Consider the following 19,320-nt stretch of genomic DNA (forward strand, 5'->3'; position numbering starts at 1 on the left):
TTGATTCGGTTGAGTCAGGGGGACCGGGTTATTTGCCGGGTACCAACGTCAACCGTGTCTTCCCATACACCCCGTCAAAGTTCTGCGGCTGCATCGGGAAGCTCAGGTATTGCGCCTTCAGCCACGGGTCGATGCCATTGGCGTAGTTCGGGCTGGCCGGGTTGCCGGATTGGCCGATGCCGCTCTGGCCCATCATCGGTTCCGCCAGGCCGAAGTCCACAATCATCCGCAGCGCCGGCACCTGGGTCGTGTCGAAACTCTGGCCCCAGCTGTACGGCGCGCTGTTCAGCGTGTTGTGATCGCCACCCGCTGCCAGTGGGCCGCGAATGGTCTGGCCGCTGGTATTCTTCCAGGTGTAGCTGTGCAGTTTGCCCCACTGCCAGGACTTGTGATCGGCGCCCAATGCGCTGTCGCCCGCGGTGATCGCTGCGGCCAGGCTGCGGGCCAGGATTGCCGGCTTGTCGGTTTTCTGTCCGGTGCGCGCGTCATTCCAGAACGGGCTGTCTTCGCGCCCCAGCAGGTGGTCGGCCACGGCCGAGTACGACAGGTTGGCGTTGCCGATAAAGGCTTTCCAGGTGGCGCTGTTTTCCGGGCCGAGTTCGTCGAGGAAAATCTGCTTGGCGCTTTCCTGCAGGAACAACTCATAAATCGCCGCGTCGGCGGAGGTGGATGCCAGACGCCCATCAAAGGCCATCAGGCGGCCCAGTGCTTCCCGCGCCTTGGCCTGGTCTGCTGCCGGCAATCCATCGATCGCCTGTTTCAGCGGCTGGGCCATACCCGGCGCCTGGAACATGCCCTTGAGCTTGGCGGCAAAGGTGGTGGTCTGGTCGTACTGCATGGCGATGATGCTGCGGTTGTCATGCTTGCCGCTGCTGGCCAGTTGCGCGATACGTTCGGCACGTTCCGGCGCCGCCCACGAGTTGGACAATTGCATGCCATAGCCGCGGGGAATCGTGCGCTGGTTGGCGGTGCCGATCCAGCCCTGGGTCGGGTCCTGATCGTAAGGGTGCAGCATCGCGTCGGCGTAACCGTCCCAGTCGAAACGCCCGTCCCAGCCCGGCGACGGCACCAGGCCTTCGCCTTCACGGCGGTTCGGGAAGCGCCCGGTGACTTGCCAGCCGATGCTGCTGGCGTCGGCGAAGACCATGTTCAAGGCAATCGCGCGGATTTCCCGGGTGGCGTCAGACGCTTTACCGGCGGTTTGTGCCCGGGACAGGTCGAAGAACGCGTCCAGGCTCTTGTCGTCCTTGAAGTCGGCGGTCTGCAAGGCCAGGCCGTAGCCGCTGTTCAGCGACTGGGCACTGTTGAGCAGCGGCCCGTGGCGGGTTTCGTACACCGCTTCGCGAATCGGCCGCTGGCCCTTGGCGAAGTAGGTTTCGTTACGCACGATGGCCGGCAGCCATTTGCCGTTGTTCTCGTAATACAGCGCGTTGCCCTGGCGCTTGACCTTCTCCAGGAACACATCCTGGGTGTCGCCCGAGACCTGGCTCATGCTCCAGGCCACCTTGCCGTTGAAGCCGGAAAGCAGGGTTGGCAAACCGGCGATCGACACACCGGCGGCCTGGTATTTCGGCGAGCGGATTTGCACGTAGTTCCACAGCGACGGCGCCTGCATCGAGGTCGACAGGTCATTGGCCAGCAGGCTCTTGTTGCTGCGGCTGCGCTGCGGGCCGATCGCCCAGTTGCTGGAACTGGACGTGCCCAGGGTGTTCAAGGTGCCGAGGTGTTCGCTGAGGCTGGTCAGCGCGGCGAGGCCCGGGATCTGGCCCAGGTTGATGCCCTTGAGCTTGTCGGACTCGGCCACCGGCAACGGTTCATCCGGGTAGCTTGGGGTCAGCCAGGCGAGTTTGTCGGCGCCGACTTTTTGCGCCAGCACCAACGACGACAACTCTTCCTGCAAGTTGGTCGACTCGCTGAAATTCAGCAGGCAGAACAGCAGCGCGGAGTCTTCCGGCTTCCAGTATTCGGGCTTGTAGCCGCTCTGGGCCAGGTCTGGCGGCAGCTTGTCGCGGTAGCGGAACAGGTAGGCGTTGACCCCGCGCGCATACACTTCAAAGAAGCGCTTGAGGCGTGGCGACGAAGCGTTATACAGCTCGCCAGCGCTTTTACGCAGGTTGACCGCCCGCATGAAACGGTCGACATCCAGTACGTCCGGCCCCGACATTTCCGCCAGACGGCCCTGGGCCAGCAGGCGCAGGGTGACCATTTGCGTGATGCGGTCGCTGGCGTGCACATAGCCCAGGGTGAACAGCGCGTCATGGAACGTGCTGCTTTCAATCAGCGGGATGCCCTGGCTGTTGCGGCGCACGGAAACGTTCTGCGCGAGGCCCTTGATGGGCTGCACGCCGGAAACCGGAGGCAGTGTGTCTTGGGTGCTTTGTAACTGGCAACCGGCCAGGCCCAAGGCACTGGCAATGGCCGCGGCAACGCCGAACCGGGGAAGAAAATGTGAGAGGGCTGGCGAGGCCATGGCAAAGCTCCTGCGGGGGGTAGCGTCAGTAAAGGCGCTACGTTAGTGAGCGCGGCGAAACGACGCAAGCGGGAGGCGATGCTTATTTTCAGGCAGCCTTCCCACACAAGGTGCAGGAAGGCTGTGTCACTCAGGATTTCGGCGGATTGACCTTCTGCACCAGCTCATAAGCACGCACCGTCGCGGGGCGTTGCTTGATGTGGTTGAACCAGCGCTCTACGTGTGGGAAGTCTTCCAGCTTCTGGCTCTGCCACTTGTGGGAAACGATCCACGGGTAGATCGCCATGTCGGCAATGCTGTATTCCTCGCCGGCCACAAACTGGCGGTCGGCCAGGCGCCGGTCGAGCACGCCATACAGGCGGGCGGTCTCATCCACATAGCGTTTGATCGCGTAGGGGATTTTTTCCGGGGCGAACTGGCTGAAGTGATGATTCTGCCCGGCCATCGGGCCCAGGCCGCCCATTTGCCAGAACAGCCATTGCAGCGCTTCCTGACGACCGCGCAGGTCCTGGGGAATGAACTGGCCGGTTTTTTCCGCGAGGTACAGCAGGATCGCACCGGATTCGAACAGGGAAATCGGCGCGCCACCGTCGGTCGGGTTCTGATCAACGATCGCCGGAATGCGGTTGTTGGGGGCGATCTTCAGGAAGTCGGGCTTGAACTGTTCGCCCTGGCCGATGTTGATCGGGTGCACCTCGTAAGGCAGACCGGCTTCTTCCAGGAACAACGACACTTTGTGACCGTTGGGGGTGGTCCAGTAATACAGGTCGATCATGAAGCTCTCCAAGGGTGGTGACGCTTGAGCGAATGCCTGTAGGTATAGGTAATGTTAGGGTGACGAAAATTCAATGAAACATTTGGGTCTATCGATATGGAAATTCGTTCCTGTGGTGAGCGGGCTTGCCCCGCGCCGGGCTGCGAAGCAGACCCAAGACCTGCCTCAGCGTTTTAACTGAAAGAGCGCGCTGGCTGTACTGGGCCGCTGCGCGGCCCAACGGGGGACAAGCCCCCTCACCACAACAACCGCCTCACTACAGAGGTTTTTGTCGGCAGTTAAGCCACCGCACCATCCACCAACACCTGCAACGTCTGCTGCGAACAGCGCTCGATGCGCACCTGCACGCCATAGACTTCGGCAAACAGTGCCGCATCCAGCACGTCATCCGCTGCACCACTGGCATGCAGCCGGCCCTGGCGCAGCACTGCGATATGGTCGGCATAACGCGCCGCGAGGTTGATGTCGTGCAGTACCACCACCGCAATCAGGTTGTGCTCGCGCACCAAACCCCGAACGCAATCCATGACCTTCAACTGATAGTTCAAATCCAGCGCACTGGTCGGCTCATCCAGCAGCATCACCTGCGGGCGGCGCGCAATCAGTTGCGCCAGGCTGACCAGTTGCCGTTGGCCGCCGGATAACGTGCTTAACAGCTGATCCGCCAGATGAGCGATGCCAATCCGATGCAACGCATCAAACGCCTCGCGCATGCACGCGTCGCTTGAAAGCGGAATGCCCTCGACGTTCGCCACCCGCAGCGCTGCGATCACGCTTTCCATCACGCTCAGGCTCAAGCCCGGCGGCAGGTTCTGCGGCATGTAGGTCACGCGTCGGGCGCGCTCGGCAACGGACATTTTCGTCAGGTCCAAGTCACCCAACCTGACAACGCCCTGCATCTTTTCCAGCCCGGCCACCGCCCGCAACAACGTCGATTTACCCGCACCGTTCGGCCCGATCAGCGCGGTCAGGCTGCCGTGGGCCAGGGTCGGCAAGCTCAAGTCATGCACAATCTGGCGCCGTCCATAACTGACGTGGGCGTTCTGAATCGATAATCCCGTACTCATAACTGCCTCCCGCGCTTGAACACCAGCAACACGAAAATCGGCACGCCCACCAGTGCGGTGACGATGCCCACCGGCACAATCACGCCGGGCATGATCAGCTTGCTGGCGATGGACGACAGCGACAGCAGTAATGCGCCGACAAGCGCGCTGGCCGGCAACAGGAAACGCTGGTCTTCACCCACCAGGATCCGCGCGATATGCGGACCTACCAGGCCGATAAAACCGATGGTTCCCACAAACGCCACGGCGGTGGCCGACAGCAGGCTGATGCGCAACAACGAGAAAAACCGCAGGCGTTTCACGTCGACGCCGAAGCTTTGCGCGCGGTCTTCGCCCATGCGCAGCAAGGTCAGGCGCGGGGCGGCGGCGAAGGAGAAGGGCATGACCACTGCAACCACAAACGCGAGGATGCCGAGTTTGTCCCAGTTGGCCCGGGTCACGCTGCCCAGGGTCCAGAACACCAGTTGTTGCAGCACATCCTCGGTGGCGACCAGTTGCAACAGGGCGACCACCGCATTGCAGCTGAACACCAGCGCAATCCCGAACAGCACCAGGCTTTCCACCCCGGCACCGCGCAGGCGTGACATGGCTTGCAGCAAAAAGACCGAGGCGGCAGCGAACACAAACGCCGAAATGGAAATCGCCGTATTGGCCGACACCCACAGCGTCGTCACCGGAAACACAATCACCAGGGATGCGCCCAGCGCCGCCGCCGAGGAAACCCCCAGCGTGAACGGACTGGCCAGCGGGTTATTAAGGATGGCCTGCATCTCGGCGCCTGCGAGCGACAGTGCGCAACCGACCAACACCGCCATCAAGGCGTAGGGCAGGCGCACGTTCCAGATAATCACCTGGTCGGTGGCGCTCAAGTGGGCCGGGTGCAGCAAACCGTCGAGCAGGGCGCCAAGGCCCATGCCCGACGGGCCGCTGGCCAGGTCCACGAGGATCGCGCAAATCAGCGCGCCCCCCAGCAGGGCCAGCAGCCAGCAGCGGCGCGCGAGCAGGCGGCGATAGCCCTGGCTGGCGGTGGCGAGGTCGAGGGTTTGAGTGGTCATTGGATTCGCAGCCTTGAAAACGACGAAAATCCCTGTCGGTACTCGGTCAGTGTGGGAGCTGGCTTGCCTGCGATGGCGATGGTGAATCCAACACCGCTATCGCAGGCAAGCCAGCTCCCACAGGAACCGTGTCCAGGCAGGGAATGGGGTGTGAGCCTTGGTTACTTGGCCTTGCCATCAATCCAGTAAGCACCCTGCAGCGGCATGCCGAGGAACTGCTGGTTCATCGCTTCCATGGTCGCCTGCGGGTCCAGCTTGGCGAACAGCTCCGGATGGATCCACTTGGCCAGCGCTTCAATCGCCAGCAGGTTGTATGGGGAGTTGTAGAAGTCATGCCACAGGCCGTGGGCATTGCCCTCACGAATCGCCCGAAGGTTCACGAACTCCGGGCGTGCCAGCACGCTGTCAAACGCGGCGCGCGCGTCTTCATTGCTCACGCCAGCCCCCAGAATCAACCCAGGCTTGTGATTGCCGGTGGCCACGTACACATCCGGGTCGGCCTTCAGCGCGTACTCGACACTGATGTCCCCCAGCGCTCCCGGCACCACGTCGGCGGCGATGTTGCGCCCGCCCACCAGTTTGATCACTTCACCCATGCCGCTCTTGCCGGTGGTGTGCCCCGGTGCCTGCCAGGCGCCGGCGAGCAATTCCAGGAACACGCTCGGACGCGGCCCGGCCGGCAAGGTGGCGACGGCGTCGGTGATCACCTTGACGTGCTGGTCGTAAAAGTCGAGGAACGCCTTGGCCTGGGTTTCCCGGCCAAGGGCCTGACCCAGGGCGGTCATGCTGCTGTGGGTGCCTTGCACCGGGTTGATGCGGAAGTCGACGAACAACACCGCGATCCCCGCCTTGGCCAACACGTCCGCCACCGGGCTGTGTTCAGTCGGGCCGTGGCCCGAAATGCTGAACACCGCCAGGTCCGGTTTCAGCGAGAGAATTTCCTCGGCGCTGACGCTTTGCTCCGAGGCCTGACCAATCAGCGGGATGTCTTTTACCGTCGGAAATTTCGCCACGTAGGCGTTGTAAGTGTGGGCGTCCAGCAGCTTCAAATCATTCTGCCAGCCGACAATCCGCTGGAACGGCGCGTCCTTGTCCAGCAAGGCAAAGGCCGAAATCAGCCGGCCTTCGCCGAGCACCACACGCTGCACGTGGTCCGGCACGTCGACCTTGCGGCCCAGCACGTCGGTGACTTCATGGGCGGCGGCCGTTTCGGCGTGGCCAAGGATCAGCACGGCAAACAGCGCGCCCAGCTTGAGGAAGTTGCGGGGTTTCAGCATGGCGAGAACTCCAGGTGAAGGCGGCGCATCAGACATCGCTCCAGCGCCGCAAAAGGTTGTGATAGGCGCCGCTCAGTTGCAGCAGCGCGTGGTCGTCGGCGTGTTGCGCGGTGAGGCGTTGAATGGCCACGTCCATGTCCAGCAGCAGTTGGCGCTGGCTGTCTTCGCGCACCAGGCTTTCGATCCAGAAGAAACTGGCGATGCGCTCGCCCCGGGTGACCGGGTTGATCTTGTGCAGGCTGCTGCCGGGATACATCAGCAAGTGCCCGGCGGGCAGCTTCACCGCGTGTTCGCCGAAGGTGTCGCGAATCACCAGTTCACCGCCGTCATAGCTGGCCGGGTCGGCCAGGAACAAGGTGGCGGAAATGTCGGTGCGCACGCGCTCGCGCACGCCCTTGAGGCCGCGAATGGCATTGTCGATATGCCAGTCGAAGGCCTCGCCGCCGCTGTAGCGGTTGAACAACGGCGGGTAGATTTTCTTCGGCAGGGCGGCGGACATGAACAGCGCGTTGTCCGACAGCCGCGACAGAATCTGCTCACCCAGGCGAATCGCTACCGGAGCGTCTTCGGGCAACTGCCGGTTATTTTTCGCCATGGCCGAGCGCTGCCCGGCGGTGACTTTGCCGTCGACCCACGGCTGATGGAGCAAGGTGGCGACGGCCACCTCGACTTCATCGGCGCTCAACAGCGCCGGGATTTCGATCAGCACGGCTTAAAACTCATAGTCGATGCTGGCCGTGAGTGTGCGCCCGGCGCCCGGAATGCCGTAGAGCTGGAAGCCGTCCAGGGACGCGCCGATCTGGCTGTAGTAGAACTTGTTAAACACGTTGTTGAGGTTGAGGTTGACCGTGGTTTGCTTGGTTACTTTGTATTGCGCGGCTACGTTGTTGAGCCAGTAGCCGGGGGCCTTTTCGTGGTCGCGGGTGTAGATCGCGTAGACGCCGGACGGGCCGGTGGCGTAGCTGCTGTTGTTGTTCAGGCCGCCGACGTATTTGTTGTCGCTGTAGCGGCGGCGTCCTACGTATTGCGCGCCGTAGCTCAGGCTCAGGTCGTCGGTGACGGCGTAGGTGGTCCACAGGTTGGCGGTCAGGTCGGGAACGTTCTTGGCTTCCTCGCCTTTGTTGGCGCCCTTGGTCTGGGTGCTTTTGAGCGCCGAGAGCCCGCTGTACACCGTCCAGCGCGGGGTGATATTGCCTTGCAGGCCCAGCTCCACGCCGTCTACGCGTTTGGCCGGGAGGGCGCGGACCGGGGCGGTTTCGCCGTCCTGGTATTCCCAGGAGTTGTCCAGTTCGGTGCGGAAGATCGCGGCGGTGATGTTCAGCAGGTCGTGGGCAATGTCCCACTTGGTGCCGATTTCGTAGGTTTTCGACATGGCCGGGGTGTAGTTACTGGTGCTGGCGGCGCCGTAGATCTGGTTGTTGGTCGATGCGCCCAGGGCCGAGGGTTGTGCCGCTTCGCTGTAGGACACGTAGATGCTGCCGTTAGGCAAAGGCTTGTAAACCGCGCCGACCCGTCCGCTCACGGCACCGTCGGTGCTGTCGACGGATGCCTGGCCACGCTGGGTGGTCTTGGCCTGCCAGTTGTCGTAGCGCAGGGAGCCAAGCACCTGCCACTGTTCGTTCAGGGTGATGGTGTCACCCAGGTAGATGCCGGCGTTGTCGATCACCGAACGCGGCTGGCCTTCGCCCTTGGTCACGGTGGTGCTGGCGAAGCTGTGGTTCGGGTCGTTCATGTCGAAGAACAGATCGCCGGCCGGGACTTCGGCGTTGCGTTTCAGGCCGCCGTAGGTCTCGTGATAGAACTCAAGCCCGCTGACCACCGCGTGTTCCAGGCCGCCGGTGTTGAGCTTGAAGGCGAAGTCGGTCTGGTTGTCGAGGATGGTGTAGCGCGTCGATTGGCCGAAGTCGCTGCCACGCAGAATGCCGTAGGCGGTGTTACCGCTGTTGGTGTATCCCGGGTAGGCATTTACCGTGCTGCCGGGGACTTGGCTGATCGGCCCTACGCCGGTATAGCCCAAGGTCGCACAGCGCGTGCCGGTGCAGGTTTTCTGGCCATTGGCGTTGGCGGCAAAGAAGCGTGCCGGTGAAAGCACCGCGAAATTGTCGGTGCGCTCCCACTTGGTCTGGTTTTTCAGGGTCGCTTCGTTCCATTCGAAATCATGTTCGAAGCGGGTGGTCAGCGAAGTGGTTTTGGTTTGCTGGGTGTACAGGTGCGAATCGCCGTACCAGTTCGAACGCTTCACGCCGGGCATGCGGTCGCCGTCGGTGCCGCGCTGGATCGGCACGCCGCCGTCCGGGGTGTTGTCGTCCTTCTGGTAGAAGGTGTCGATAAACAGGCGCGTGTCGGTGCCCAGGCCGAAGCCGAGGGACGTCGCGATGCCCCAGCGGTCGTAGTCCACGTCGTCGCGTTCGGCCACCTGGTTGTAGTGTTTCATCAGGTTGATGCGCAGGGCGGTGGTGTCGTTCAACTGTTTGTTGAAATCGCCCGTGAGGCGGCGGTAGCTGTCGGTGCCGATGCCGGCGGAGAGTTTGTTGGCGTCTCCCGGATGCGCCTCTTTACTCACCAGGTTGACGCTGCCGCCTACGGCGGAAACGCCGGATTCGATCGAGCCGGTGCCCTTGAACACTTCCGCCTGTTGCAGGTTGAAGGTGTCGGTGCGGGTCGATTGGCCGGCATCGCGCACGCCGTCGACGGTCAGGCTCTGCTCCGAAGAAAACCCGCGAATCGAAAACAGGTCACCCCAGCCCAGGTTGCCTTCGCCGGACATGAAGGTAATGCCCGGCACGTTGCGCAACACTTCCTGCAAGGTTTGCGCGTTCTGCTCCTTGAGCACCTGCTGCGGGACGATGGTCACGCTTTGCGGGGCATCCAGCAGCGGCTGGCTGATTTTTGCCGAGGTCACCCGGTCGACCTTGAAGGTGGAGGTGGCTTCACCGTCGACCTTGATTTCCGGCAGGCTCAGCACCGAATCGTTGGACGCTGCCACCGGCGCATCGGCCCAGGCGGTGGGAGAAAGGCTGCCGGCGGCAAGCAGGCCGAACATCGGCGCAAGGGTAGAGGGCAGCGACAAGGCGCGAGGGGAAGGCAATGGCATTCGGAGTGACCTAGGCTAAATTACAATTAATCTCATTTAGATTCGGTAGTCTAAAGACCGATACCGGCCGCCACGCCGTGGCTTTGTAATGTGGATGCGCGATTACCGCTTCCCACAACATTCCATTACATTTGCGCGTACGCCTCGCTGACGTTTCGGCTATCTCCTGCCTTTTGAGTTTCGGACGAATTGCCCCATGGCCAAGCAAGACCACCTGTTGATCGTTGATGACGACCCGCAAATCCGCCAGCTGTTGTGTGACTACCTGAGTGACGCCGGCTTCCAGGTGTCCACCGCTGGCGACGGCAAGGAAATGCGCCGCCGCCTGGCGCTGAATGTCATTGACCTGATCGTGCTCGACCTGATGCTGCCCGGCGAAGACGGCCTGAGTTTGTGCCGCGAATTGCGGGTGAGCTCCAACACGCCGGTGATCATGCTCACCGCCAAGGGCACGCTGATCGACCGGATTGTCGGCCTGGAAATCGGCGCCGACGATTACTTGCCCAAGCCGTTCGATCCGCGGGAGTTGCTGGTGCGGATCAAGGTGGTGCTGCGCCGGGTGCAGAGTTTTCCGGACCGGGCGCGGCTGGATGAAGCACCGAGCATCAGCTTCGCCGGCTGGCAACTGGACACCCGGGCACGCCAACTGCTCTCGCCGGAAGGTGTGGTGGTGAGCCTTGGCAACTCCGATTACCGGGTATTGCGCCTGCTGTTACAGCACCCCAACCGGCCGCTGAGTCGCGACTTTTTGCTCAACCACGTATTCGACAAGGACAGCACGCCGTTCGACCGCTCGATTGATGTGTGCGTCAGCCGCTTGCGCTCGCAATTGCCGGCCGGGCTGATCAAGACCGTGCGCAACGAGGGTTACATGCTCACCGCCGACGACGTGGCGCTGCAATCGTGAAACTGCTGCCGCGTTCGCTGTTTGGCCGGCTGGTGCTGATCCTGGTCAGCGGCATGCTCGCGGCCCAGGCCCTGACCAGCAGCATCTGGTACGACATGCGCCACGGCCAGGTCCTGGAAATCCCCAGCCGGCTGATCGCCACGCGCCTGGCGGACGTGGTGCGGCTGGTGCACAGCGATCCGGCGCAGGCTGATGTGCTGATCAAGATGCTCGATACACCGCGTTTTCGCCTGACGCTCAGTGATCAGGCCAATGATGTGCCGAGCCGCATCAGCGACAGCGACCAGTCCACCGAGCGTCTGTTGAATAAAGTGCTCTCGGAGAAGACCGGCTACACGCAGAACCTGCATTTGTTGAGCCTCAAGTTGCTGGACGCCGAAGGCCAGCACGCGGGGCTTTCGACCTTGCTCGGTTCCAAACCGGTGGTGGGGCAGTTCCTGATTGACCTGCGTTTGCCGGACGGGCGCTGGTTGCAGGTGGAGGCCACCGAAGAGCAGGGCTGGACCAGTACCTCGCCGATGGACCTGTTATTCGACTACGTGATGCGGATTTATCTACTGCGGGTCGTGGTGCTGGTGATCATCGCCCTGGTGGCTGTTCGTCTGGCCATTCGCCCGCTGAATGCGTTGGCCAAGGCGGCTGAAGCGCTAGGCCGGGACATTCAACGGCCACCGCTGGCCGTCGACGGCCCCACCGAGGTGCGCCGCGCCGCCCAGGCGTTCAATGCCATGCAGCAGCGGCTGATCGCCAACATCGCCGAGCGCACGCGTTTCCTGGCGGCGATTTCCCACGACCTGCGCTCTCCCATCACACGCCTGCGCTTACGCACGGAAATGCTCGACGACAACCGCACCAAGGAGCGTTTTCGCAGCGACCTGGAAGAAATGGAACACATGGTGTCCAGCACCCTGGATTTCGTCAGCAGCGGCGAAATCAACGAGAAACGCCAGAACATCGACATCAACGCCTTGCTGCAAAGCTTGCAGGCAGACCTTCAGGATGTGGGTGAGACGGTGACGATAGAAGGGCGAGCCAAACAGCCGCTCCCGGGGTACGCCCGCAGCCTCAAGCGTTGCGTGCAGAACCTGCTGGAGAACGCAGTGCGTTATGGCAGCGAGGTGGTGGTGCGGGTTGAGGACAAGGCGGACAGCTTAAGGATTGTGATCAGCGACCGTGGTCCCGGGATTCCCCAGGAACAGCTGGAGCAGGTGATGGAGCCGTTTTACCGGGTGGAAGGCTCGCGCAATGTGGAAACCGGCGGCTACGGGCTGGGGTTGAGCATCGCGCATACGATTGCCAGTGCCCATGACGGGCGGTTGAGCTTGAGCAATCGGGAAGGCGGGGGATTGGAGGTGGTGTTGCAGTTTCAGCGCAAAACTCAAGGCTGAGTCAGCACTTTGTGATCAGGGAGGTAGTGTGGCGAGGGAGCTTGTTGTGGCGAGGGAGCTTGCTCCCGCTGGGCTGCGCAGCGGCCCCAAAAAAAGCGGGAGCGCTGCGCACTCCAGCGGGAGCAAGCTCCCTCGCCACAGCAAGCTCCCTCGCCACAACAAGTCCCTCATCACAAAAGGTGGTTATCGCACAGGTATCAAGCCCCGTGGCACTTCTTGAATTTCTTCTCGCTGCCGCACGGGCATGGATCGTTGCGACCCACGTCCTTCAACGTGTTGCGCACCGGCTCCTGGTGAGCGTGGCCGCAATTCGGGCCGTGGACATGGCCGTGGTCGTGATCATGGTGATCGTGATCGTGGTTGCAGTCAGGACCATGGACATGGGGTTGCTGAGTCATCGATGTCGCTCCGGAATAAAATCGCCGGGGATTATCTCGCCATTGCGCAGCACCTGCACGTCGTTCCCGATAAATAAACCGGTTTTCAACTCGCCTTCAAGACGATAGGGCACGGGCTCCCGAGGATTTTTCAACATATCGACCACATCGCGGATTTGTGGCCACAGGTTGGTACGCACCGAAACCCGGAAAAAAGCGTGGCTATGGGGCGGTACGGTCAGCCATTCATTGGACTCGCCCTCGGTCAGCACCATCGTGCCCAGGCTGACCTTGTACACCAGGCCCCGCACGGTCAAATCGTTGTCGTCGCGGTTATCCACGCGAAAGTACAGCTTGAACTTCTGCTCCAGCAACTTGACCCGCACCGGGTCGACCTTGACCAGCCGGACCTCGGGGGCAGGCGCGTCGTCGGCAAACCAGGACGCGCAGCCGGAAAGCCCTAGCATCAATGCCAGCAGAAGACTGTAAGTCCTGAATACCCGCGCCTGAGAAACCATGCCGTTACTCCGTATGAAGAGTCAGCATAGCAAGCGCGAGCCTACCGGGTATCAATGAATGTCAGAGGTAGCTGGAACAGCACTTCTTGAATTTCTGCAACAAAACACTACCAGACCAGTTCAACCGGCTGGCTGGCCGAAATTCTGTCTGATTTTTTCTAGGACAGATTCAGGGGCTTCAAAGCTGATTTTTCCTGCGACAAGCTTGACCTGTGTCTGAGCAAGCTCTGTTTCATCAAGGAAGCCTGCTAGCTTCTCTTTTGTGAGCCGCACGACGCCAGCGTTGACGTCAAGATTGCTGCTTCGACGGATAGGCATTGTTCCTATACTCCCCGGTGAATGAGCCTTCAAACTAGCAGTATTTTCTGTGCCATTTGGGCCTTCAGTACTCCTCAGAGGTCACCACACAGGCAGCTGATGGCGGTTTGCAATGATTGCGGATAGTCTGAGTGTGTTACGAGGTAAATCTGGTTATAAATTTAGATTACGGCGTGACTTACATACTAACTGGTTTGATTGATTTGGGGTAAGTATGGATAGGCTTTTAATTAATGGTGGGAAAGAGCATATCAGCGTAGATTCGCTGCCGGATACCTGTCCGATATGCAATATTGGTATCAATCCAAATTTTGTAACGGGTCTTACATGTAGTGATAATGATGATGCGGATGTACTATTCACCTGCCCCAAAAGCGACTGTAGGAGAATGTTTATAGCGTCATACAGAAGGGATAGGATGAAAGGGCACCATTTCTTAGTGTCATTGCTGCCACGCACTCCTAAATCTGTTGCTGTTGTACAGGAAGTTGCGGACATATCACCACAGTTTGCGGAGATTTATAACCAGGCATTTCAAGCCGAGGCGTATGGTTTGGGGGAGATAGCTGGTGTGGGATTCAGGAAGTCTCTAGAATATCTGATTAAAGACTATTGCGTCGTTCAAAATCCTGACAAAGAAGAAGATATTAAAATACGTCCGATTGCACAGGTTATTGAAGCTTTCGTTTCAAATGAGAATGTTAAACAGTGTGCTAAACGAGCAATCTGGCTTGGGAATGATGAAACCCATTACGTGCGAAAGTGGGAAGGTAAAGACATAAAAGATTTGAAGCTGTTAATTCAGATTACTGTTAGCTGGATACAGCAAGAAGTGATTACAAAGAAACTGCTAGAAGATATGCAATAGGTTGTGATCACTGCGGAGCGTTGCATATGGTCGTTGCGATAAGTTATACCGCAGTCTGTGGCAACAATCAGCTATTCATTTTTGATGGCCTAAGCGAAGGCGAAAGTCAGACAGGGCGACGACTGCATGAGGATGTCACTGATTTTGCCAACAGCATAGGTCGTTACAACTACTGCACTCGGTACATTGTAAAAAGCAGGATTACGCTTGTAGCTCATTTGAAAGCCATAGAGCACGAGTGCAAAGCAGGTGTGTTACTTCCGGCCTTGCACTTCGAGTGTCATGGCGACGAAGAGAAAGGTTTGTGGCTCTCCGCTAGCAAGGAATATATACCATGGAGCGAATTGGCTGCGCTAATTGCTCCGGTGAATGCAGCCTCACACAACAACGTTTCCGTAATACTTGCATCGTGCGAAAGCTTTAAGTTAAGTGAGTCTGTGGATATTAAATTACCATGTCCCTTTCACTTTCTAATTGCACCTAATCAGGAGATTGAAGCAGGAACGACACAGGAATCACTCTTGCCTTTCTATAAGGAAGTTGTTTCAACTGGTGCACTCGATAAAGCATTGACACACCTCGATGGTAGGTTTAAACGATTCATTGCGGGTGAGTGGTTTTATATGGAAATCTGCAGCTTCTACACCTATCATTATAGTGCGAAACATAAGCAAGAGATCATGAATCAGATGATTGATAGCGAGGTGGCGAAAGCGGGCTACTCAAATCGCCAGTTAATAAGATTAATCAGGCCAAAGGTGAAGAGGTTTCTGTCTGATCCAAAGGAGTTTTATCTGGCAATGGAGAGAGGATTCTTTCATGGGCAAACGCACGTGCCCTACGCGGACATAAAAAAGTTTGTCGATCATAATAAGTCGTCTAATTAAACCTTCACACTGTCTCTGGTAACAAAACCATCCCCGCGCCGTGAGAAGTGAGCAACTTTGATGTCGCTCTGACGTTCAGCCAGAAAAATAAGACTGGGCCTTCCTGTGCGAAACTAAACCCCGCCCAAAATTTTATGGACACTTTTCAGGAAGCGGGGTTGGGTCTTCTGGAAAACGGTCGCCCACGCAGCATTGCTTAACACTGTGCTCCTGGCTCAACTAGAAAGCTGCGGAAATACAAAATAACAATGGCGCTCTGAAGCTCTCACAGCCTCAGAACGAGACGTTGAAAGCAAGCATGAGGCGACGTACTGCGGTTGGTGTGAACGTGGCCCCACGGGGCGTACGCAAGCCTTTGGCGTTGAGGCAATCAGCTACGGCCTGAAGTGTAGTTAACTTGTTGTACAGGCATGCTAGTAGGTGGGGTTGTACCGCCGCTTGATGTGCGTTCACGTTCTTCATGCGTTGATCATTGGCGACTGTAATGTCAGCGACAGCACGGCCTTTGGCGAGCGCCTGAGAGCGGTTGTTGATCTTCTGTACCGCAACGGCATCACCATCGTCAGCACGCTTCTGCAGCGATGCCAGAGCCTCACGAGTACGGCTCGCGATGAACTCACGTTCTTGTTGGGCTAATGCTGCAAATAGATGGAGTTCAAAGGTCTTTGCTTGCGGCATGGTGGCGACTTTGAATTCTGCCTGCTCCATCAGTCTTGCGATGTGATGGACCGAGCGTGAGAGTCGATCCAACTTGGCAACTACCAACTGCGCGTTCTGCTCCTTGCACAGAGCCAGTGCCTTTGCACCTTCAGGGCGATCCTCGATTGCCAGCCTACCCGATACCACGTCGATAAACTCGCCAACGATCTGCCATCCATTCTGATCAGCAGCACGAGTGATGTAGTCGCGTTGAGCATCCAAGCCCAGACCACTATCACCTTGGCCCTTCGTGGAGACTCGAATGTAGGCGACTACTTTCATTTGCTGATCCTTGATGGGCTGGCTTTGAGTTCATTGTCAGGTTGAACCCTGTATTTGTCAATTCGCAGAACGACCATTGCCAGAAATGATAAATCCAAATTACTCACTGATTCCGATCACACTAAAATGTGCGAGTCAACAGAGTTGGTTTTCTCTGGGTTGTATGCCTTCGATACTCTCCCAGCAGGAGGTATACCATTTGAAAGCATCTAGGGTGGTTAGGATCGTTGGGGAGTAATCCATTGGTAATGCATGTGATATCAGGCTTGCTGGTGGCTCTAGAGGGGCGGGATCACGTTGGTAGATCATGTCACTATGGCATCAGTCTCCCTGTGTGTGTAACGATAGCTGTTGGACGCCTTGCATTTGGCGAAATCTTGCACCCATTCAGGGACTGATGAAAAATATGAAACCCATAAATGTATTTATTTCTTACAGTTGGGATGGCGAAGATCATCGCGCTTGGGTGCAGAAATTAGCAAGTGATCTAGATCAATTTCAGGAGCTGCATGTCACTTTTGATATGTTCGATCTCGACAACTTTTCTGATAAAAATTTGTTTATGGAGAGGTCTGTTCAAGAGGCGGATATAATCATTGTTGTGACAACTGAAATTTATCGGCAGAAAGCAGATAGTCGTACAGGTGGTGTGGGTATAGAAACATATCTCACGGCTATTAGACATTGGGAAGAGTCTGAAGGTGGCGGACCAAGCAAAATTTTAGTTGCTTCTCGAGAAAAATACAGTACGCCATTTTATCTCAAAGGTAAATTTAGGATCGACTTTCATGAAGATGACTTATATCAAAAAAGCCTTAGCTTTCTTCTAAAGTCTTTAACTAAGACGTCGAAGACCGCAAGGCCAGAGAAGAATAAGTCAATCGAGCAAGGTGCTCAAAATTATACTTTTACTCGTGCTGAAGATATCTTAAAGCTAAATTACTCTAAGCGAACGGCTATTATTGATTCGGCAGCGGGAACAGATTATTCGGTTGGCAATAGAGTAAAATTTGAATTGTGGGAAGCTAAAAATCCCTTTAGTTCTTATTTTTTAATATTATACCCCAATATCACGATTGGTCAGACGGTTGGGCGGTTCTGCGAAATTGTCAAAGAGAAAAACATAAAGATTAAGGAGTTAGTGTTGCTGCGACCCTCGAAAGGGGATGAGTCACTTGTCCAGCGCACAATTCAGAAAAACAACTTAGATATAAAAGTTGCGGAGTTGACGTACTCCGAGTTTGTGTGGGAGTACTGTATAGATGAGAGTCTAAGAACCTCCTCTCTAGTTAGAGCTAATAAATTTTACACTGATCAGACTATCTTGCATATGAAAGATGCATCTGGCGAGGTGGCAAAAAGTGATTCTGCAATAACGTATTTGGTTGATAAGCTTTCCTCGGAGAGCATATCTTCCGGGCAGTTAGTTATCGCAACTGGCGGAATGGGGAAGAGTACTTTGTGCCACGAGGTGGCAATTGCTCTTAATAAAAAATTGGATGGGGGGAGCTCAGTAATTCTCATTAAGGCTGAGTCGCTTCGAAACAACCTCTCTGTCGAGTTGCTATCTAACATTGAGATTAAAAGCGTCTACGATCTATACGAACTCTATACGCAGATCGGAAAGATGGAGGCAGTGTATGATCGCAATCAGTTTGAGTTATGTTTGCTCTGCGGACGGATTATTATTGTTATCGATGGGCTGGATGAGTTTGTATCTATTCTGCAAGAGAGATTCGATTTGTCAGCGTTTTTGACTTCGATCCATGAGTCACACCAGCAGATGGGTAGAAGCCAGGTTCTGCTTACCTCACGAAATATGGCGTTTATCGAAAGTATCGCTCTGGATGAGGTTGGTATTCATTGTCATGAGTTGCTAGGATTTGATGAAAGCTCAAGGGAAAAATATATTAGAAAGCGATTTGGTCGATATCATAAGGCTGAAGAAGTTGCTGAAATGTTCAGTAAGTATATTCAGCAGATGGAGAAGTTTGGGGATAGACACAAACGAATCGTTCCGTTTTTCATTGATATTATTTCCACGATTTTTGAAGAGCAACTGGAAAATAGTGAGAAAGTATCTTTTGAGATAGCATCGGAAGATAAGGATTACGCTTGTAACTCTACGCTAACTGACTTGATGATATTTTCAGTATTGAGGAGAGAGAAAACCCGCCATGATATTGAGCTAGAAACCAAAGAGTTTATCGATCTTTTCTCAGAGCTTGCTGTTGAGTATGGTGAATCCATGCCAGTTGAGAAGCTTCGTGAAAAACTTATGATTTACTTTGATGATAGTGCCGATACGTTATTTTCGAAAGTTGTTGTGAATCCTTTACTTGTACAAGATGGTGACATTCTCAGGTTTCGATATCATTTCCTAAATGACTATTTTAAATCCTTGTACGTGATTGCGGGGATACTGAGGGCGTCTTTCAGTAAGGATATGATCCAGTGCTTAGCTAGTTCGAAGTCGGCAGATCAGCAGTCTGTTTCTGAAGTGGTTAACTATTTTTGTCGTAGAATGGATGAGTTTCACAGCTCAGCAAAAGAGATGATTAGGCTAGCACGAAGCGTTTTGGCTCGAAAGGAAGTAGAGCCAAAAGAGATAGAATCTATCAAAAAAGCCATCGGTTCGTTATTAAGTTTGTACGCTAAAAGTGGACAGTTTTCTAGAAAGGATTTGTCTAGAAAAATTAGAGATATATATCAGCTTGCTCCAGATCTAGAGACGACTGGCAAATTAGAGAGCCTATTTATATATGGCGATTTCCCCTCGCTAGATTTTTCAAATATGCAAGTTTGGAATAGTGGGTTTTTCAGCTATGAAAATTTTGTAACCTCGAAATTTACAGACTCAAAGTTTTATTACAGTGAGTTTTCGAGTACCGGTGGTACGTATACGTCTGAAAGCTTTGATCCAGAAATGTTTGATAGTACATGTAAGCTCGGGGACCTAAATGAAACAGTAGCCTATGTTACTGGGTCAGCGAAGAGTAACAAGGCGCTTTGTGAGTCGGAGCTTAAAAGGTTTTTGAGAAGCTTCTACAAAGGGTCGTCATTTGTTGATCAAAAAATGATCTACATGACATTTTCTGATCGAGTAGAAAAGCTAGGGAAGCGAAATTTTAATTTGCTACTTAAGTATGGCTTGATTGAGGTTCTAGTTGAAAAGAATGTCGATAAATTTTACGTCATAACTTCAGAGTATCAGGATAGTGTCTTTAGATTTCTGACAGATAATTTTGCTGATGGAAAAATTCGATCGCTTATTGACTATATAAAATCTTGATTCTTTTTGGGTTTGTTAGCGTTTTATTTTAGAGACGTTATTTTGA

At 55.9% G+C, this 19,320-nt stretch carries 16 protein-coding genes; 5 read left to right on the forward strand and 11 right to left on the reverse strand.

What is annotated here, in order from left to right; all coding sequences use genetic code 11:
- Positions 1 to 28: 28 nt before the first annotated feature.
- From HKK54_RS16490 to HKK54_RS16520, 7 genes are all read right to left on the reverse strand, one after another.
- On the reverse strand, positions 29 to 2,470 hold the full coding sequence (locus HKK54_RS16490) for a penicillin acylase family protein (protein ID WP_169387239.1): 2,442 nt from the start codon (positions 2,468 to 2,470) through the stop codon (positions 29 to 31).
- 130 nt (positions 2,471 to 2,600) lie between these two features.
- Positions 2,601 to 3,245, reverse strand: a complete 645-nt coding sequence (locus HKK54_RS16495; RefSeq protein ID WP_010176723.1) for a glutathione binding-like protein — start codon at positions 3,243 to 3,245, stop codon at positions 2,601 to 2,603.
- A 278-nt stretch (positions 3,246 to 3,523) separates the two neighbouring features.
- Entirely contained in the window at positions 3,524 to 4,312 is a 789-nt protein-coding gene (locus HKK54_RS16500) for an ABC transporter ATP-binding protein (protein WP_010176722.1), read from the reverse strand.
- The gene (locus tag HKK54_RS16505; protein WP_169387240.1) at positions 4,309 to 5,367 is read right to left on the reverse strand and encodes a FecCD family ABC transporter permease; all 1,059 of its coding nucleotides are present in this window, start codon (positions 5,365 to 5,367) and stop codon (positions 4,309 to 4,311) included. Before HKK54_RS16505 ends, HKK54_RS16500 begins: the two co-directional genes overlap by 4 nt.
- Before the next feature lie 161 nt (positions 5,368 to 5,528).
- Entirely contained in the window at positions 5,529 to 6,644 is a 1,116-nt protein-coding gene (locus tag HKK54_RS16510) for an ABC transporter substrate-binding protein (RefSeq protein WP_169387241.1), read from the reverse strand.
- 28 nt (positions 6,645 to 6,672) lie between these two features.
- Positions 6,673 to 7,353 carry a Fe2+-dependent dioxygenase gene (locus tag HKK54_RS16515; protein WP_169387242.1) on the reverse strand — a complete coding sequence of 227 codons (681 nt, stop codon included), beginning with the start codon at positions 7,351 to 7,353 and terminating at the stop codon, positions 6,673 to 6,675.
- A gap of 3 nt (positions 7,354 to 7,356) precedes the next feature.
- Positions 7,357 to 9,738 (reverse strand): TonB-dependent receptor, encoded by a 2,382-nt coding sequence (locus HKK54_RS16520; protein ID WP_169387243.1) that lies wholly within the window; start codon positions 9,736 to 9,738, stop codon positions 7,357 to 7,359.
- A 196-nt stretch (positions 9,739 to 9,934) separates the two neighbouring features.
- On the opposite strand from HKK54_RS16520, the gene HKK54_RS16525 reads away from it, so the two are divergent.
- Positions 9,935 to 10,645, forward strand: a complete 711-nt coding sequence (locus HKK54_RS16525; RefSeq protein WP_003213692.1) for a response regulator — start codon at positions 9,935 to 9,937, stop codon at positions 10,643 to 10,645.
- Positions 10,642 to 12,033 carry an ATP-binding protein gene (locus tag HKK54_RS16530; RefSeq protein ID WP_169387244.1) on the forward strand — a complete coding sequence of 464 codons (1,392 nt, stop codon included), beginning with the start codon at positions 10,642 to 10,644 and terminating at the stop codon, positions 12,031 to 12,033. Before HKK54_RS16525 ends, HKK54_RS16530 begins: the two co-directional genes overlap by 4 nt.
- A gap of 197 nt (positions 12,034 to 12,230) precedes the next feature.
- Here the strand turns inward: HKK54_RS16530 and HKK54_RS16535 are convergent, their stop codons facing one another.
- From HKK54_RS16535 to HKK54_RS16545, 3 genes are all read right to left on the reverse strand, one after another.
- Positions 12,231 to 12,431 carry an SEC-C metal-binding domain-containing protein gene (locus tag HKK54_RS16535; protein WP_003213695.1) on the reverse strand — a complete coding sequence of 67 codons (201 nt, stop codon included), beginning with the start codon at positions 12,429 to 12,431 and terminating at the stop codon, positions 12,231 to 12,233.
- Positions 12,428 to 12,928, reverse strand: a complete 501-nt coding sequence (locus HKK54_RS16540; protein ID WP_010176716.1) for an LEA type 2 family protein — start codon at positions 12,926 to 12,928, stop codon at positions 12,428 to 12,430. The genes HKK54_RS16535 and HKK54_RS16540 overlap by 4 nt, the downstream gene beginning before the upstream one ends.
- A gap of 120 nt (positions 12,929 to 13,048) precedes the next feature.
- Complete coding sequence (locus tag HKK54_RS16545; RefSeq protein WP_169387245.1) at positions 13,049 to 13,246, reverse strand: hypothetical protein; 198 nt, start codon at positions 13,244 to 13,246, stop codon at positions 13,049 to 13,051.
- Positions 13,247 to 13,664: 418 nt separating this feature from the next.
- Here HKK54_RS16545 and HKK54_RS16550 point away from each other — a divergent pair, with 418 nt between their 5' ends.
- Together HKK54_RS16550 and HKK54_RS16555 are read left to right on the forward strand one after the other, a co-directional pair.
- Positions 13,665 to 14,114, forward strand: coding sequence for a hypothetical protein (locus HKK54_RS16550; protein ID WP_237151071.1), 450 nt, complete (start codon positions 13,665 to 13,667; stop codon positions 14,112 to 14,114).
- 26 nt (positions 14,115 to 14,140) lie between these two features.
- The gene (locus HKK54_RS16555; RefSeq protein ID WP_169387246.1) at positions 14,141 to 15,001 is read left to right on the forward strand and encodes a hypothetical protein; all 861 of its coding nucleotides are present in this window, start codon (positions 14,141 to 14,143) and stop codon (positions 14,999 to 15,001) included.
- A 273-nt stretch (positions 15,002 to 15,274) separates the two neighbouring features.
- Here the strand turns inward: HKK54_RS16555 and HKK54_RS16560 are convergent, their stop codons facing one another.
- The gene (locus HKK54_RS16560) at positions 15,275 to 15,982 is read right to left on the reverse strand and encodes a recombinase family protein (RefSeq protein ID WP_169387247.1); all 708 of its coding nucleotides are present in this window, start codon (positions 15,980 to 15,982) and stop codon (positions 15,275 to 15,277) included.
- Positions 15,983 to 16,379: 397 nt separating this feature from the next.
- Here HKK54_RS16560 and HKK54_RS16565 point away from each other — a divergent pair, with 397 nt between their 5' ends.
- Positions 16,380 to 19,274: an SEFIR domain-containing protein gene (locus HKK54_RS16565; protein WP_169387248.1), complete on the forward strand. Its 2,895-nt coding sequence runs from the start codon at positions 16,380 to 16,382 to the stop codon at positions 19,272 to 19,274.
- Positions 19,275 to 19,320 lie beyond the last annotated feature (46 nt).

The organism is Pseudomonas sp. ADAK13, assembly GCF_012935715.1.
Classification (GTDB): Bacteria; Pseudomonadota; Gammaproteobacteria; order Pseudomonadales; family Pseudomonadaceae; genus Aquipseudomonas.

What these genes read in the sequence shown, in the direction of transcription:
- HKK54_RS16490 (WP_169387239.1), bottom strand. Translation starts at nt 2,470, where the DNA reads ATGGCCTCGCCAGCCCTCTCACATTTTCTTCCCCGGTTCGGCGTTGCC.
- HKK54_RS16495 (WP_010176723.1), bottom strand. Translation starts at nt 3,245, where the DNA reads ATGATCGACCTGTATTACTGGACCACCCCCAACGGTCACAAAGTGTCG.
- HKK54_RS16500 (WP_010176722.1), bottom strand. Translation starts at nt 4,312, where the DNA reads ATGAGTACGGGATTATCGATTCAGAACGCCCACGTCAGTTATGGACGG.
- HKK54_RS16505 (WP_169387240.1), bottom strand. Translation starts at nt 5,367, where the DNA reads ATGACCACTCAAACCCTCGACCTCGCCACCGCCAGCCAGGGCTATCGC.
- HKK54_RS16510 (WP_169387241.1), bottom strand. Translation starts at nt 6,644, where the DNA reads ATGCTGAAACCCCGCAACTTCCTCAAGCTGGGCGCGCTGTTTGCCGTG.
- HKK54_RS16520 (WP_169387243.1), bottom strand. Translation starts at nt 9,738, where the DNA reads ATGCCATTGCCTTCCCCTCGCGCCTTGTCGCTGCCCTCTACCCTTGCG.
- HKK54_RS16525 (WP_003213692.1), top strand. Translation starts at nt 9,935, where the DNA reads ATGGCCAAGCAAGACCACCTGTTGATCGTTGATGACGACCCGCAAATC.
- HKK54_RS16535 (WP_003213695.1), bottom strand. Translation starts at nt 12,431, where the DNA reads ATGACTCAGCAACCCCATGTCCATGGTCCTGACTGCAACCACGATCAC.
- HKK54_RS16540 (WP_010176716.1), bottom strand. Translation starts at nt 12,928, where the DNA reads ATGGTTTCTCAGGCGCGGGTATTCAGGACTTACAGTCTTCTGCTGGCA.
- HKK54_RS16545 (WP_169387245.1), bottom strand. Translation starts at nt 13,246, where the DNA reads ATGCCTATCCGTCGAAGCAGCAATCTTGACGTCAACGCTGGCGTCGTG.
- HKK54_RS16550 (WP_237151071.1), top strand. Translation starts at nt 13,665, where the DNA reads ATGAAAGGGCACCATTTCTTAGTGTCATTGCTGCCACGCACTCCTAAA.
- HKK54_RS16555 (WP_169387246.1), top strand. Translation starts at nt 14,141, where the DNA reads ATGGTCGTTGCGATAAGTTATACCGCAGTCTGTGGCAACAATCAGCTA.
- HKK54_RS16560 (WP_169387247.1), bottom strand. Translation starts at nt 15,982, where the DNA reads ATGAAAGTAGTCGCCTACATTCGAGTCTCCACGAAGGGCCAAGGTGAT.
- HKK54_RS16565 (WP_169387248.1), top strand. Translation starts at nt 16,380, where the DNA reads ATGAAAAATATGAAACCCATAAATGTATTTATTTCTTACAGTTGGGAT.